The organism is Ciceribacter sp. L1K23, assembly GCF_018122705.1.
GTDB lineage: Bacteria > Pseudomonadota > Alphaproteobacteria > Rhizobiales > Rhizobiaceae > Allorhizobium.
The window spans coordinates 1,897,072-1,912,018 of the sequence record NZ_JAGRRC010000001.1 but is presented as its reverse complement, the minus strand read 5'-3'; the positions used below and the strand labels follow the sequence as shown (position 1 = coordinate 1,912,018).

Below are 14,947 nucleotides of genomic sequence, written 5' to 3'. Positions count from 1 at the left end.
CGCCGCATTCCCACTCCATTGCAGATGGCCGCAACGCCGCGCAGGACAGACGACATGAACCTTTTTGCCGATTTCGAAGCCAGGATCAAAACCGCCCTCGACGAGATGGACATCGTCAAGGCGAAGCGAGGCGAGCTCGATTTCGGCCGTATCGTCGTCGAACCGCCGCGTGACCCGAGCCACGGCGATGCTGCGACCAACGCCGCCATGGTACTGTCGAAGCCGCTCGGCACCAATCCGCGCGCTCTGGCCGACCTGATCGCCGAGAAGCTCAAGGAAGACGCCGACATCGCCGAGATCACGGTGGCCGGCCCCGGCTTCATCAATCTTCGCCTTTCGACCGCATACTGGCAGCGCCTTCTGTCCGACCTGATCGCGAACGGCACAGATTTCGGCCGCTCGACCGTCGGCAAGGGCCGCAAGGTCAATGTCGAATATGTCTCTGCCAACCCGACTGGTCCCATGCATGTCGGCCATTGCCGCGGCGCCGTCGTCGGTGACGCGCTTGCCAACCTGCTGGCATTCGCCGGTTACGAGGTGACCAAGGAATACTACATCAACGACGCCGGCTCGCAGATCGACGTGCTCGCGCGTTCCGCATTCCTGCGTTATCGCGAGGCCTTGGGCGAGGCGATTGGCGAGATCCCGTCCGGTCTCTATCCGGGCGACTACCTCGTCCCGGTCGGTCAGACGCTGGCCGATGAATACGGCCAGAAGCTGCTCGCCATGCCCGAGGAGAAGTGGCTGCCGATCGTCAAGGACAAGGCGATCGATATGATGATGGCGATGATCCGCGACGATCTCGCCACCCTCAACGTCCACCACGACGTGTTCTACTCCGAGCGCACGCTGCATGCCGGCAACGGCGCCGCGATCCTGTCGGCCATCAACGACTTGACCTTCAAGGGCCATGTGTATCGCGGCAAGCTGCCGCCGCCGAAGGGCCAGCTTCCGGAAGACTGGGAGGACCGCGAGCAGACGTTGTTCCGCTCGACCGATGTCGGCGACGATATCGACCGTCCGCTGATGAAGTCGGACGGCTCGTTCACCTACTTCGCCGCCGACGTGGCCTACTTCAAGGACAAGTTCGATCGCGGCTACGACGAGATGATCTACGTCCTCGGCGCCGACCATGGTGGCTACGTCAAGCGGCTGGAAGCCGTGGCGCGCGCCGTGTCCGGCGGCAAATCGAAGCTGACAGTGCTGCTCTGCCAGCTGGTCAAGCTCTTCCGCAACGGCGAGCCGGTCAAGATGTCGAAGCGCTCGGGTGATTTCGTTACGCTGCGTGAAGTCGTCGACGAGGTCGGTCGCGATCCCGTCCGCTTCATGATGCTCTACCGGAAGAGTTCCGAGCCGCTCGACTTCGACTTCGCCAAGGTGACGGAACAGTCGAAGGACAATCCGGTATTCTACGTCCAATACGCCCACGCCCGCTGCATGTCCGTCTTCCGTCAGGCGCGGGAAGCCTTTCCCGACCTTGATTCGGACAACCTGGATCTTGCCGGCGCGGTGCTGCAGTCGGGTCTCGATCCGGCCGAAGTGCAACTGGTCGGCAAGCTCGCAGAATATCCACGAGTAATCGAGGCCGCGGCCCAGTCTCAGGAGCCGCATCGCCTTGCATTTTACCTTTATGATCTGGCAAGTTCGTTCCACGCACATTGGAACAAAGGCAAGGATCAACCCGAATTACGCTTTGTTAACGATAAAAACCGACAATTGAGTATTGCCAGACTTGGGCTGGTGCATGCTGTCGCCTCCGTTTTGAAGTCGGGCCTTGCCATAACTGGCACCGACGCACCGAACGAGATGCGGTAGTCTGTCACCATTTCCCCACAATGCGCTGGCAAGCGTTTTGTCGCGTAAAGAGTGGAAATGGGTATGGTAAAACATCAGGCGGCCCTCCAGGGTGGATTTGGCGGCGACTCCTTCGCGGATGACGACCCGTTGGCGGAGCTTGCCCGGATCGTCGGTTTCGAGCCTGCATCCCAGCCACCCGTCGCGCCGAAGGTCGAGCCGGCCTTCGATCTTGAAGAAGAACTTCTGCGGGAATTCGAGACCTTCGAGGAGCCGGCCCCTGCGCCTGAGGTGGCTGTGGCCGAGGAGCGTCCGGCCTATGAGTCAGTCGAGCCGAGTTTTGACGAGCCCGTCGAAGCCGAGCCTGCGTTCCAGACGCCCCTGACAGCCGAGCCTGATTACCGGTCATTGGCCTGGGAAACCGTCGACACCGGCACTGCCGCGCTTGAGCCGGAAGTGGAGCCTCGCGACGAGGACGTGCTGGCGACCTATGCTTTCGAAGACCGCTTTGCGCCGCAGGACGATCTCGCGACCGAACTCGAATGGGCGATTGCCGAACCGCAGGAGGAGCCGGCACCCGTCTCGCCCGTCTCCTTCGATCAGGTGGCTATCGAGCCGGAGCCGCCGGTGGCGCCCGCGCCGCGCCTCAACCTGCCGATCGCCAATTTCGCAGCAAAGCCCACTCCGCGTGAGCCGGTTTTCGAGGATGCGCCGGTCTCGGCGCCTGCCGCGCCGTCTCTCTCTCTGGAAGATGAGCTCGCGGCCGCATTCGGCTGGGCCCTCCCGCAACCGGCTGCGTCACACACCGAACCCGCGCCGGAGGTCTATCCCGCGGTCGACGATCACCGGGTCGAGCCTTCGGTCGAGCCCGACTGGGCCCAGCCTCGGTTCGCCGAACCCGAAGTGGCCGCTACCGTCGCAAACGAGCCGGCTCCCGCCGATACACTCGCGGACTTCTCCGCGTTCGACATGCCCTTCGAGGCCGATGCGCCGGAAGAACCCGCCGCGCCGCGCCGCGAGCCGGATTTCGATATGAGCTTCGCGCAGGCCCCGGAGACCGAGGTCGTTGCCGAGGTCGAGGCCCTTCCGTTCGTTTCCCAGTCTGCTCCTGACCAGACGCCGCCGTCGCTCGAGGCCGAGATCGTTGCCGGTTGGCAGCAGGCGCCCCAGACCGTACCAGCGGCCGAGCCCGTCATTGACCCGCTTCATGATGGCGAGTTCGAATTGGATCTGGAGGATCTGGAGCTCGACCTCTCGGACTTTTCGCTTGACGACGAGGCGGAGATTGCAGCCGCAACGCCGGCGAACGCCGGTTCCTCGGCGGCTGCCATCAGCGCTTCTTTCGCGCCGGTTGCCGCTGCCGCCGTCACCACTCCGGCCCGTGCCTTTAACCCGCCGCCGTCCGCCGTCACACCTGTTGCCCCGCAGTCGGCGCCGCAGCCCGTGAGCCGCGCGAACCCCGTGGCCTCCATGCCCGTCGCGGCTCGGTCCGAACCGACGGTAACGGCCGCCGCCCCCATGCCGGTTCGTCCGGCGGTCGAGACGAGGGGCCCCGCCAGCCTGATGGACGAGCCGTTGCCCTTCGACCCGCGCGAGATTTCCGAGCAGGACGACCTGCCGTCGGCGATCCCCGCCCTCGATGTGCCGGAAATCCCGGCGCCTGAGCCGGTCGAGCCGCCGGTCTACAGGGCTGAATACGATATAGACCTCGATTCCGAGCTGGCGACGCTCTTTGCCGACACCGCTGTCGCCGAGCCGCAACAGCCGGCTCAGGCGGCAGTCGCGCCGGCCCCGGCAGCGTCGCGCCCTGCGACCGCATCCGGCCCGGTCGAGAATTTTGACGAGTTCGAGAAAGCGCTCGAGGAGGATTTCCGCGAGACCCTCGGTCAGGCGCACGCCAACCCGGCACGACAGGCGACCCGTGTCGTGATCGAACGGGAAGAAGAGCCCGCCGGCCGCTCCGGCGGCCGCCGACTGCTGCTTGCGGCGTCCGTCGCGCTGATCGCGGTCCTCGCCGCCGGCGGTGGATATGTCTGGCTGACGGGAACGGGCAGCGGCGTCATCGCATCGGGCGAGCCGCCGGTGATCCTGGCCGACAAGGATCCGGTGAAGATCGTTCCCGAAAATCCCGGCGGCACGGCCGTGCCCAACCAGGACAAGGCCGTCTACGATCGTGTCGAGGGCGCCGTCGAGGATCCCAAGCAGGAGAGCCTGATCTCCGGCAGCGAGGAACCGGTCGACGTCGTCCAGAAGACACTGCTGCCGGAAACGCTTCCGCTTGAGGGCGAAAATGACTCCCTTCTGGCGCAGACGCCGGTTGGCGAGACCGAGGATCCTCGCCTCCTGCCGGGCAGCCAGCCGGAAGAACCGGCAGCCGCCTCGACGGAACCGGAAGCTGTCGCCATCGCACCGCGCAAGGTCCGCACCATGATCGTCCGTGCCGACGGCACCCTGGTCGCGCAGGACATCGACGAGCCCGCCCCGCAAACGACGTCGCCGACCGCGCCGGCTCTCGCACAGCCGTCCGCGACGCAAACGGCAGCCGCACCGGTTGAGGCCGCGCCAGCTGTCGAGGCGCCCGCCGCAACCCCTGCTGCGACCGAGACCGTCGCGGCCGCCGCGACTGCTCCGGAGACGACCGCGCCGGCACAAACCACGCAGACCGATTCCGCTCCGGCAGAGGTTGCGACCTCCGCACCGGTCCCGGTCACACGGCCTGCTCAGCAACCGGTTGACGTCGTCAGCACAGTGACGGATCAGGGCAATGTCCGGCCGGCTCCGGCCACCGAGACGCAGACGCCCGCATCGACCTCGACCGAAGCGGCGCAACCTGCCGCGCCGGCGGCAGTCGCGTCGGAATTCTACGTCCAGATCGCATCGCTCCCCTCGGAGGCCGAGGCGCAGAGATCTTACCAGAGCCTGTCTTCGCGCTACGCCGGCGTCATCGGCGGCAAGGGTGTCGACATCAAGCGGGCCGACATCGAAGGCAAGGGAACCTATTATCGCGTGCGCATTCCCGGTGGTTCGCGCGCGGAGGCGATCTCGCTCTGCGAGCGCTACAAGGCCGCCGGAGGCTCCTGCCTCGTCGCACGGTGACGAAAACGACAGGTCTCAACGGATAAGAAGGGCGGAAACGGCGACGTTTCCGCCCTTTTTCCTGTGAATGGTGATTCGCCCGCCTTCGGCTTTTCACGTCAAGCCCCTATGCTGACTGCCATGAGCGAATCAAAAGCAATGATCCTGGGCGTCGCCGGTACTGCGCTGACACCGAATGAAAAGGCCTTCTTCGAAGCCGAGCAGCCCTGGGGCTTCATCGTCTTCGCCCGCAATCTTGTCGAGCGGCAGCAGATCACCGATCTGGTGGCATCGCTGCGCGAGACCGTGGGTGGACGGAATGCGCCTGTCCTGATCGACCAGGAAGGTGGCCGCGTCCAGCGTATTCGCGAGCCGATCGCGCCGCGCTATCCCTCGGCGGCGGCGCTGGGCGACATCTACCGGCAGGACCGGGAGAGGGGGCTTCGCGCCGCCTGGCTCATGTCGCGCCTCCATGCCTTCGATTTGCTGAAGCTCGGCATCAACGTCGATTGCCTGCCGGTGCTCGATGTTCCGGTCGAGGGTGCCAGCAACGTCATCGGCGACCGCGCCTACGGTACCGACCCCGAGACGGTCGCGGCCATGGGTGCGGCGGCCGCGCAAGGGCTTCTGTCAGGCGGTGTGCTGCCGGTGATGAAGCACGTGCCGGGCCACGGTCGCGGCATGGCCGATTCCCATCATGAACTGCCTGTGGTCACGGCGACGCTGGAAGACCTGGAAGCGCATGACTTCGTGCCCTTCCGCCGCATGGCCGACGCGCTGATGGCGATGAGCGCCCACATCGTCTTTACCGCGATCGATCCCGAGCGCCCGGCGACGACGTCGCCCAAGGTCATTCAGGAGATCATCCGCGGTTCGATAGGCTTCAACGGCCTGCTGATGTCCGATGACGTGTCGATGAATGCGCTGAAGGGCACCATCGGCGAACGTGCCCGCGCCATCGCCACCGGCGGCTGCGATGTGGTGCTCCACTGCAACGGCGTGATGGAGGAGATGAGGGCGGTTGCCGCGGAGGTCGGACCGCTTGCCGGCGCCTCGCTTGAACGCGCCCGGGCCGTCGAAGCCGCGCTGGAGCGGAGCGAGCCCGCCGACGAGGCCGTGATCCGCGCCGAGTTCGACGAAATGGGAGCCGCCGCCTGATGGCCCAGCAACCCGGAACGCCCCCGACCGGCAACCGCGCCACCCAGTTGACGCCGATGGACCGGCTGTGGAGCGACACGGAGGTCGACCGCGCCGCCGGCGAACCGGCGCTCCTGATCGACGTCGCCGGCTTTGAAGGCCCGCTCGACCTGCTCTTGCATCTTGCCCGGACCCAGAAGGTCGACCTCTCGCGCATCTCGGTCCTCGCGCTCGCCGAGCAGTACCTACAGTTCGTCGAGAGCGCGCGGCGCATCCGCATCGAGCTCGCCGCCGATTATCTCGTCATGGCCGCCTGGCTCGCCTACCTCAAATCGCGCCTGCTGATCCCGCAGCAGTCGAAGGACGATGGTCCCTCGGGCGAGGAAATGGCCGCGACGCTGGCCTTTCGCTTGAAGCGGCTGGAAGCCATGCGCGAGGCGGCAAGCCGTCTGATCAATCGCAATCGTCTTGGCCGCGACGTCTTCCAGCGTGGTCAGCCGGAGCACATGCCGGACCGTGTCCAGTCCGCCTTCGATGCGTCGCTCTACGACCTGCTCAGCGCCTATGCCGCGCTGCGCCAGCGCCAGGCGATCACGCAGGTAACGATCGAGCGCCGCCAGGTCTGGTCGCTGTCGGATGCCCGTGAGCTTCTGTCGCGCATGATCGGCGAGATCGGCGACTGGACCGTGCTCGAGAATTATCTGCTGCGCTACCTGACACGGCCGGAGGAGCGTGTCACCGCGATCGCCTCCGCCTTCGCTGCCTCGCTGGAGCTGGTGCGCGAGGGACGCCTGCAGATCAGGCAGGAATCGGCCTTTGAGCCGATTTTCCTGCGATCCAACCCGCAGCCGGCTCCCGTCGCCGGCCCGACCCTCTGAGGACGGCCATTGACCGACGTTGACGACGACCGCGACTCTTTGCCGCCTGAGGACATGGAGCCTGTTTCGATCGACGAGCGAACGCTGCGCGAAGCGCTGCGCATCGCCGAAGCCCTGGTCTTCGCCTCGGCCGAACCGGTTTCGGAGGGTTTTCTCGCCGAGCGCCTGCCCAGAGGCATCGAGGTCCGGCCGCTGATGGAGCAGTTGAAGACGGAGTATGCGAGCCGTGGCGTCAATCTCGTTCAGGTCTCCGACCATTGGGCGTTCCGCACCGCCGCCGACCTATCCTTTGCCATCCGCAAGGAAGACAACGAGGTTCGCAAGCTCTCGCGCGCCGCACTGGAAGTGCTTGCAATCATTGCCTATCACCAGCCGGTGACACGGGCTGAGATCGAGGAGATCCGCGGCGTGCAGACGTCGAAGGGCACGCTGGACGTGCTGATGGAAGCCGGCTGGGTGCGCTTTCGCGGCCGCCGCCGCTCGCCGGGGCGCCCGGTGACGCTCGGCACCACCCGCGACTTCCTCGATCATTTCGGCCTTGAGGAGCTCCGCGACCTGCCCGGCATGGAGGAATTGAAGTCCGCCGGACTGCTCTCCGGCCGTATCCCGCCGGGCTTCAACATGCCGCTCCCGAACCTCGGCGACGAACTCACCGAGGACGAGGATCCGATCACCCCGCTCGACCTTGAGGAACTCGGCCTCTTGACTCCCGGCGGAGAACCGGACGAATAGGGTCATCTTTCGTACGGACGACCGGCCGGGCGCAACAACAGCGCTGACGGCCGGGGCAGGCAGAATGAACAGTATCCAAAGTCCAGCGACGATGCGCCCGGCCGCATCCTCAGAGACCGGCGGCACCGGGCGGCGCGCCGCTGTCACCTTCGCCGCGCGGCTCGGCTTTGAGGATGTCCGCCACGCCTATCACGGCAAGCCGACGATAAGGGGCGTAACCCTGACCGCAGAACCGGGCGAGGTGCTCTGCCTGCTCGGTCCCTCCGGTTCGGGCAAGACGACCCTCCTGCGGATCGCCGCTGGCATCGAGGCGCAGTCCCAAGGCCGTGTCGTGATCAACGATCGCGAGGTTGCCGGTCCCGATGTCTTCCTGCCGCCTGAAAAGCGCGGCATCGGTCTGATGTTCCAGGACTTCGCGCTCTTTCCGCACATGACCATCCTGAAGAACGTCCAGTTCGGCCTGACCGCGCTTCCCGCCCGCGAGGCGGCTGCGGAGGCGATGGTGGCGCTGGAGCGCGTCGGCCTGTCGCGCTACGCCCAGTCCTATCCGCACGTGCTGTCCGGCGGCGAGCAGCAGCGCGTGGCCCTTGCCCGTGCGCTGGCGCCGCGTCCGGGCGTTCTCCTCATGGATGAGCCGTTCTCGGGCCTCGACTCCCGCCTCAAGGACACCATTCGCGCCGACACGCTGGCGATCCTGCGCGAAAGCCGCGCCACGGCCATCGTCGTCACCCACGATGCCGAGGAGGCCATGCGCATGGCCGACCGCATCGCGCTTCTGCGGGAGGGTCGGCTTGTGCAGGTCGGCACCGCGGACGAGCTTTATCGTCGTCCAGCCGATCTCTTCGCGGCCGGTTTCTTCTCCGAGATCAACGAGTTTTCCGGCCGCGTCCGGGCCGGCATGGTCGAGACGCCGCTCGGCGCGGTGCCGGCCGGTGGCCTTGCGGAGGAAGCGGCCTGCTCGGCGGCGGTCCGCCTGTCGGCTGTGGATGTCCGCGAAACCGGTGGCGCGATCCCCGCGCGCATCCTGTCGCGACGCTTCCTCGGCGTGGTGGAAATGCTTGAACTTGCCGTGCCCGGCTCGGACCAGCCGGTGCGCGCGCGTATCCGCGCCGACCTCCTGCCGACAGGCGTCAGGGAGGTCACTGTGAATGTGAAGCCTCACGACATTTTGGTGTTTGAAAAAGAGCGTTAAACCCCTTACATCGGTGTGACGCAAAAACAAGGAGTTGCAGTAATGGGTTCTTTCAGCGTGTGGCACTGGCTGATCGTTCTGGCGATCGTCCTGCTTCTCTTCGGCCGCGGCAAGATTCCGGAGCTCATGGGCGACTTGGCCAAGGGGATCAAGAGCTTCAAGAAGGGCATGTCCGACGACGACGCTGCGGACAACCATCCGAAGAACGTCGAGCATAAGGCCGACGAAACCAAGTAACGCATCGGCGTAACGGCGGCGCGTCCTGTTGCCGCCGGTTCAGGAGCCTTCCTAATGCTCGATATTGGCTGGAGCGAACTGCTCGTCGTCGCGGTGATCCTGATCGTCGTGGTGGGGCCGAAGGACTTGCCGCCCATGCTGAGGGCCTTCGGCAAGATGATGACGAAGCTGCGTCGCACCGCCGGCGAGTTCCGTTCGCAGTTCGACGAGGCGCTGCGCGAAGCTGACCTCGAGGATGTCGGTCGCAGCATCTCGGACGTTAGGAAGTTTAATCCCGCATCGGTGGTCCGCGACGCGATCAGCCCGCTTCGTGAGGTCGGCGACAGCATTCGCTCCGATATCGGCAAGGCAACGACCGCCGCTGCTGGAACGGCGGCCGCCACGTCCGAGGCGAAGTCCGCCCCTCTGCCGGAAATGCCGTCTCCGCTTCCACCCGTCACATCCGATCTGGTGAAGCAGGCCGATCCGGCGCCCGCAGCTCCGGCAGGCGAGCAGGCGAAGGCCAAGCCGGCCAAATCGGGCAAGACGGCCAAGACCCCTGCGGCCAAGCCCGCCACGAAGCAGGCGAAGGCTACGGCTCCGGCGGCTGTCGTTTCGACGGACAACGCGAAGGCGCCGGCCCGCAAACCCAAGGCCGCAAAGCCTGCTGAGCCGAAGCCGGCAGAAATCGCGAAGGCTGCGCCCGCCCGCAAGGCGCCGGCCCGTCGCAAGACCGCAACGACCACGAAGGACAAGGCATGAGCGGGGATATCGAAGACAAGCCGCAGCCGCTCCTCGAACATCTGATCGAGCTCCGCACCCGGTTGATCTGGTCGCTTGGCGCGTTTTTCATCGCCTTCATCGTCTGCTTCTTCTTCGCCAAGGACCTCTTCAACCTGCTGGTCGTACCCTACAAATGGGCGGTGACCTGGGCGGGTCTCGACGTCAACAAGGCGGAACTCATCTACACAGCGCCACAGGAATTCTTCTTCACCCAGATCAAGGTGGCGATGTTCGGCGCGCTGGTGATCGCTTTCCCGATCATCGCCTCGCAGATCTACAAGTTCGTGGCACCCGGCCTCTACAAGAACGAGCGGGCGGCATTCCTGCCGTTTCTGATCGCCTCGCCACTGCTCTTCCTGCTCGGCGGCGCGCTGGTCTACTTCTTCTTCACCCCCATGGTCATGTGGTTCTTTCTGGCGATGCAGCAGGCGCCGGCAGATGGCGAGGTGGCGATCTCGCTGATGCCGAAGGTGTCTGAGTATCTGAGCCTGATCATGACGCTGGTGATCTCCTTCGGACTGGTCTTCCAGCTGCCCGTGGTCACCACGCTGCTTGCCCGCGTCGGCCTGCTGCAAAGCAGCTGGCTTGCCGACAAGCGCAAGTATTTCATCGTCGTCGCCTTCGTCGTCGCAGCGGTCCTGACACCGCCCGATCCGATCTCCCAGATCGGTCTTGCACTGCCCACCATCCTTCTCTACGAGATAGCCATCTATGCGGCGCGACTCGTGGAGCGCAACCGGGCGAAGACCGAGGTCGCTGCTCCGGACGAGGTAGACGAGCCCTAACCGGTTCTCTCCAGTGGCCGCGCCCGCATGGCGCCGATGCCGGCCCCGCATCGTCGTGCGGGGTTCATCTCTTTTTCTGACGAACCCTGGTAAGCCCAATGCTTGACATCAAATGGATCCGCGACAATCCCGAGGCTCTCGATGCCGCGCTCGCCAAGCGTGGCGCACAACCGCTGGCCGCCGCCCTGATCTCGCTCGACGAGAAGCGCCGCGCCGTCGTCCATTCGATGCAGGAAATGCAGTCCCGCCGCAACGCCGCCTCCAAGGAGATCGGCGCGGCCATGGCGCAGAAGAATACCGAGCTTGCCGACAAGCTGAAGGCCGAGGTCGCCACCCTGAAGGACACGCTGCCGGCGGCCGAAGAGGAGGAGCGCAAGCTCACCGCCGAACTGACCGACGCCCTGTCGCGCATCCCCAATATCCCGCATGACGACGTTCCGGTCGGCAAGGACGAACACGACAATGTCGTCAAGCGCACCGTCGGCCAGAAGCCCGGCTGGAACCACGCCGCGAAAGAGCACTACGAAATCGGCGAAGCCCTCGGCTACATGGATTTCGACCGTGCGACCAAGCTCTCCGGCGCCCGCTTCACGGTGCTCACGTCCCAGCTCGCCAAGCTGGAACGTGCGCTCGGCCAGTTCATGCTCGACCTGCACACGTCAGAACACGGCTATACGGAAGTTTCGTCGCCGCTGATGGTGCGCGATGAGGCCATGTACGGCACGGGACAGCTTCCGAAATTCGCCGAGGACCTGTTCAAGACCACCGACGGCCGCTGGCTGATCCCAACCGCGGAAGTCACGCTGACCAACCTCGTCTCCGGGGAAATCCTCGAGCAGGACAAGCTGCCGCTGCGTTTCACCGCGCTGACACCGTCCTTCCGTTCGGAAGCCGGCTCCGCCGGCCGCGACACCCGCGGCATGCTGCGCCAGCACCAGTTCTGGAAGTGCGAGCTCGTCTCGATCACGGATGCCGAAAGCTCGATCGCCGAACACGAGCGCATGACCGAGTGTGCCGAAACGGTGCTGAAGCGCCTCGGCCTGCATTTCCGCACCATGACGCTCTGCACCGGCGACATGGGCTTCGGCGCGCGCAAGACCTACGACATCGAGGTCTGGCTGCCCGGACAAGACACCTATCGCGAGATTTCCTCCTGCTCCGTCTGCGGCGATTTCCAGGGCCGACGCATGAATGCCCGCTATCGCGGCAAGGACGACAAGGGCACCACCTTCGTCCATACGCTGAACGGCTCCGGCGTTGCCGTCGGCCGTTGCCTGATTGCGGTGATGGAGAACTATCTGAACGAGGATGGCTCGATCACTGTTCCCGACGTGCTGCTGCCCTACATGGGCGGTATCACCAGAATCGAAAAGGCAGCGTGAGGAAAAGACGATGCGGATATTGCTGACCAATGACGACGGCATCCATGCCGAGGGTCTGGCGGCTCTCGAACGCATCGCCCGGACGTTGACCGACGACGTCTGGGTCGTCGCGCCCGAGACGGATCAGAGCGGTCTCGCCCACTCGTTGACGATTTCCGAACCCTTGCGCCTGCGCCGGATCGACGACAAGCGCTTCGCGCTGCGCGGCACCCCGACCGATTGCGTGATCATGGCGATCCGCGAACTGATGGACGAAAAGCCCGATCTGGTTCTTTCTGGTGTCAATGCCGGCGGCAACCTCGCCGACGACGTCACCTATTCCGGCACGGTCGCTGGCGCTATCGAAGGCACGCTGCAGGGCGTTCGCTCCATCGCGCTCAGCCAGCTTTACGACTACACCAACGGGGGCCGCGTCATCCCGTGGGAGGTCGCGGAGACGCTGGGTCCGAAGCTGATCGAGCAACTGCTCAAGGCCGACCTACCGGCCGGCACCTTCCTGAATGTCAATTTCCCCCGCTGTGCGCCGTCGGAAGTGCAGGGCATCGAGGTCACCTCGCAGGGCAAGCTCGACTTCGGGCTGGAGGTCGAGGAGCGCGCCGACGGCCGTGGCTTCCCGTATTACTGGCTGCGCTTCGGCAATCGCGGCGACCGCTTCCGCGAAGGTACTGATATCAAGGCGATCCAGGACAACAAGATCTCGGTGTCGCCGCTGAAGATCGATACGACGGACTATTCCGCCCAGGACGCTGTTGCCCGGGCGCTTGGCTTCGGGGTCGGCCGTTGAAGACAGGGATGATCGAAAAGGAAGGCTTCGCGGCGCTGGTCTTGCGTCTGAGGGCCGAGGGCATTTCCGATCTCGATCTCCTGACCGCCGTCGAACAGACCCAGCGCTCGCGCTTCGTGCCGCCACAGTTCGTTGAGCAGGCCTATTCCAGCCGCACCATCCCGATCGACTGCGGCACCTTCATGGAAGGCGCCGATCTGGCGGTCCGCATTCTCCACAAGCTGAACGTCAAGCCGGGTCACCGGGTTCTCGAAATCGGCACCGGCAGTGGCTTCATGACGACGGTGCTTGGCCGCCTGGCCGAGCGGGTTCTCTCGCTCGACAGGTTCAGTACCCTGATCGCCGCCGCTCAGCGCCGTCTCGACGAGCACGGGCTCCGCAACGTTGTCCTGCGCCAGGCCGACGGCTCCTCGGGCGTGCCGGGGGAGGGCACGTTCGACCGGATCGTGGCTACCGCCGGCTTTTCCCAGATGCCGCGCTTTCTCGCCGAGCAGATGGTCTCCGGCGGTGTCGCGGTTGTTCCCGTCGCCGTGGAGGAGGGGCGCTACGTAATGGTCCGCCTCACCAAGACGGGCAGCCGTTTCGAGCGCGAGGACTTCTTCGAGACACCCTATCTGCCGCTCGAGTCGAGGGTCGCGCAGAGCCTGTGAGGCAAGGGCAGGAGCATAAATCGGGGAAGCCCGATATGTTCGATAAACCGAAATTATTCATAACGATTCGTGTCGGTTAACCCGCCAGTAACACTAACGCGCTTTAATAAAACCGTCTCCAGTTGCGTATGAGTGGAACGAGTTATGCGTATGAGTGTATCGCTGAAATCCGGCACATCTGTCGCCCGCGCCGTCGCCGCCGTGCTTCTTGCCGGTGCTGCCGCCGGCTGCAGCTCCGACGCGTCGCGGTTCAGCGGCATCTTCTCCCAGGATACCCTGACCACCGCCTCCATCCGGCGCGGTGATGCCGGCCTCAATGGCCAGGCACCGGTCCCGTCCGCCGATGTCGCCGGATCGTCGATGCCGGCCGCGCAACAGCCCGACTACTCCAATCGCCAGCAGGCGCTGTCGCAGCCGTATCCGGCCCAGCCGTCCTACGGCACGACCGGCACCTCGTCACCCGCTCGTGCATCGATTCAACGCTCCGAACTGGCGTCGCCCGACGTCGCCTCCGCGGCACCGGCCTCCACCGCCCGCCAGGAAGCGCTCGCTCAGCCGTTCCCGGCCGCACCCGCTGCCTCGCAGACGGCCAGCGCAAACCGGCCGATCGTGCCGCCGGAAGATTCCATCACCACCGGTTCAAACCCGACACCGGCGCCTCAGGCTGTCGCAGCACGTTCCGCAGCCGAACCGGCTTCGTTGCCGACTGCGCCAAAACCCATGCCGAAGCCGGCAGAGGAGCAGAAGGTCGCCGTCCTGCCGACGACGCCGTCCAGCCGCGACAAGCAGCAGTCGGGCTCAGCCGATCCGGCAAAGACGGTCGCTTCCAACGGTGCGTCGGGCGGCAACACCTACACCGTGAAGCCGGGTGACTCGCTTGCCAAGATCTCGAAGGAAACCGGCACGCCGATCGACGTCTTGAAGTCGGCCAACGGCCTGACCACAGCGACCATCCGCGTCGGACAGACACTGAAGCTTCCGGCAGGCGCTGCGTCGAAGACCGACGACGTCAAAACCGCCTCCGTTCCGGCAAAGGCCGATACCAAGCCGGCACCCGCCGCCTACCAGCCGCCGAAGGAAAGCGTTTCCGAAGTCGCCTCGATCGACACCAAGGAAACCGCGCCGGCCGCGACCGGCATCGGCAAGTACCGCTGGCCGGTCACCGGCGCCGTGGTTGCCCGTTACGGCCAGAACGTCGATGGCAAGCGCAATGACGGTATCGACATCTCCGTCCCAGCCGGCACCGCCGTCAAGGCCGCGGAAAACGGTGTCGTCATCTATGCCGGCAATGGTCTGAAGGAGCTCGGCAACACGGTTCTCGTCCGCCACGACGATGGTACCGTCACCGTCTACGGTCACGCCGACAATCTCTCGGTCCAGCGCGGCCAGAAGGTCCAGCGCGGCCAGCAGATCGCGACGTCTGGTATGAGCGGCAGCGCCACCCGCCCGATGCTGCACTTCGAGGTGCGCAAGGATGCCACACCCGTCGACCCCATGACATTCCTGGAATAGTAGTGCGTACCAGGAAGATCGAGGAAG

The 14,947-nt window shown here is 65.2% G+C and carries 13 protein-coding genes; all 13 read left to right on the top strand.

The genetic code is table 11. The features are described from left to right. Window positions 1-54: 54 nt before the first annotated feature. The 13 genes from argS (at window position 55) to J5J10_RS08930 (ending at window position 14,920) form a co-directional block, all read left to right on the top strand. A complete protein-coding gene (argS, locus tag J5J10_RS08990; RefSeq protein WP_211929645.1) occupies window positions 55-1,815 on the top strand; it encodes an arginine--tRNA ligase in 1,761 nt (586 codons plus the stop codon). 63 nt (window positions 1,816-1,878) lie between these two features. Beyond that, the gene (locus J5J10_RS08985) at window positions 1,879-4,890 is read left to right on the top strand and encodes an SPOR domain-containing protein (RefSeq protein ID WP_211929644.1); all 3,012 of its coding nucleotides are present in this window, start codon (window positions 1,879-1,881) and stop codon (window positions 4,888-4,890) included. A 120-nt stretch (window positions 4,891-5,010) separates the two neighbouring features. Further along, window positions 5,011-6,027: a beta-N-acetylhexosaminidase gene (gene nagZ, locus J5J10_RS08980; RefSeq protein ID WP_211929643.1), complete on the top strand. Its 1,017-nt coding sequence runs from the start codon at window positions 5,011-5,013 to the stop codon at window positions 6,025-6,027. Beyond that, the gene (locus tag J5J10_RS08975; protein ID WP_249116705.1) at window positions 6,027-6,884 is read left to right on the top strand and encodes a ScpA family protein; all 858 of its coding nucleotides are present in this window, start codon (window positions 6,027-6,029) and stop codon (window positions 6,882-6,884) included. Before nagZ ends, J5J10_RS08975 begins: the two co-directional genes overlap by 1 nt. 54 nt (window positions 6,885-6,938) lie before the next feature. After that, window positions 6,939-7,616, top strand: coding sequence for an SMC-Scp complex subunit ScpB (gene scpB, locus J5J10_RS08970; RefSeq protein WP_211931188.1), 678 nt, complete (start codon window positions 6,939-6,941; stop codon window positions 7,614-7,616). Window positions 7,617-7,707: 91 nt separating this feature from the next. Further along, complete coding sequence (locus J5J10_RS08965; protein ID WP_208553505.1) at window positions 7,708-8,808, top strand: ABC transporter ATP-binding protein; 1,101 nt, start codon at window positions 7,708-7,710, stop codon at window positions 8,806-8,808. Window positions 8,809-8,850: 42 nt separating this feature from the next. Continuing rightward, a complete protein-coding gene (locus J5J10_RS08960; protein ID WP_208549682.1) occupies window positions 8,851-9,045 on the top strand; it encodes a twin-arginine translocase TatA/TatE family subunit in 195 nt (64 codons plus the stop codon). Between the two features lie 54 nt (window positions 9,046-9,099). After that, a complete protein-coding gene (gene tatB, locus J5J10_RS08955; RefSeq protein WP_211929642.1) occupies window positions 9,100-9,786 on the top strand; it encodes a Sec-independent protein translocase protein TatB in 687 nt (228 codons plus the stop codon). Continuing rightward, window positions 9,783-10,592, top strand: coding sequence for a twin-arginine translocase subunit TatC (tatC, locus tag J5J10_RS08950; RefSeq protein WP_208549687.1), 810 nt, complete (start codon window positions 9,783-9,785; stop codon window positions 10,590-10,592). The genes tatB and tatC overlap by 4 nt, the downstream gene beginning before the upstream one ends. A gap of 98 nt (window positions 10,593-10,690) precedes the next feature. Further along, the gene (gene serS / locus J5J10_RS08945) at window positions 10,691-11,974 is read left to right on the top strand and encodes a serine--tRNA ligase (RefSeq protein ID WP_211929641.1); all 1,284 of its coding nucleotides are present in this window, start codon (window positions 10,691-10,693) and stop codon (window positions 11,972-11,974) included. 10 nt (window positions 11,975-11,984) lie between these two features. Next, window positions 11,985-12,758: a 5'/3'-nucleotidase SurE gene (gene surE / locus J5J10_RS08940; protein WP_211929640.1), complete on the top strand. Its 774-nt coding sequence runs from the start codon at window positions 11,985-11,987 to the stop codon at window positions 12,756-12,758. Window positions 12,759-12,766: 8 nt separating this feature from the next. Further along, window positions 12,767-13,408 carry a protein-L-isoaspartate(D-aspartate) O-methyltransferase gene (locus J5J10_RS08935; RefSeq protein WP_211929639.1) on the top strand — a complete coding sequence of 214 codons (642 nt, stop codon included), beginning with the start codon at window positions 12,767-12,769 and terminating at the stop codon, window positions 13,406-13,408. A gap of 144 nt (window positions 13,409-13,552) precedes the next feature. Then, window positions 13,553-14,920 carry a peptidoglycan DD-metalloendopeptidase family protein gene (locus J5J10_RS08930; protein ID WP_211929638.1) on the top strand — a complete coding sequence of 456 codons (1,368 nt, stop codon included), beginning with the start codon at window positions 13,553-13,555 and terminating at the stop codon, window positions 14,918-14,920. The last annotated feature ends 27 nt before the right edge of the window (window positions 14,921-14,947 follow it).

Coding starts and splice junctions, on each gene's coding strand:
- argS (WP_211929645.1), top strand. CDS start 55: ATGAACCTTTTTGCCGATTTCGAAGCCAGGATCAAAACCGCCCTCGAC.
- J5J10_RS08985 (WP_211929644.1), top strand. CDS start 1,879: ATGGTAAAACATCAGGCGGCCCTCCAGGGTGGATTTGGCGGCGACTCC.
- nagZ (WP_211929643.1), top strand. CDS start 5,011: ATGAGCGAATCAAAAGCAATGATCCTGGGCGTCGCCGGTACTGCGCTG.
- J5J10_RS08975 (WP_249116705.1), top strand. CDS start 6,027: ATGGCCCAGCAACCCGGAACGCCCCCGACCGGCAACCGCGCCACCCAG.
- scpB (WP_211931188.1), top strand. CDS start 6,939: ATGGAGCCTGTTTCGATCGACGAGCGAACGCTGCGCGAAGCGCTGCGC.
- J5J10_RS08965 (WP_208553505.1), top strand. CDS start 7,708: ATGCGCCCGGCCGCATCCTCAGAGACCGGCGGCACCGGGCGGCGCGCC.
- J5J10_RS08960 (WP_208549682.1), top strand. CDS start 8,851: ATGGGTTCTTTCAGCGTGTGGCACTGGCTGATCGTTCTGGCGATCGTC.
- tatB (WP_211929642.1), top strand. CDS start 9,100: ATGCTCGATATTGGCTGGAGCGAACTGCTCGTCGTCGCGGTGATCCTG.
- tatC (WP_208549687.1), top strand. CDS start 9,783: ATGAGCGGGGATATCGAAGACAAGCCGCAGCCGCTCCTCGAACATCTG.
- serS (WP_211929641.1), top strand. CDS start 10,691: ATGCTTGACATCAAATGGATCCGCGACAATCCCGAGGCTCTCGATGCC.
- surE (WP_211929640.1), top strand. CDS start 11,985: ATGCGGATATTGCTGACCAATGACGACGGCATCCATGCCGAGGGTCTG.
- J5J10_RS08935 (WP_211929639.1), top strand. CDS start 12,767: ATGATCGAAAAGGAAGGCTTCGCGGCGCTGGTCTTGCGTCTGAGGGCC.
- J5J10_RS08930 (WP_211929638.1), top strand. CDS start 13,553: ATGCGTATGAGTGTATCGCTGAAATCCGGCACATCTGTCGCCCGCGCC.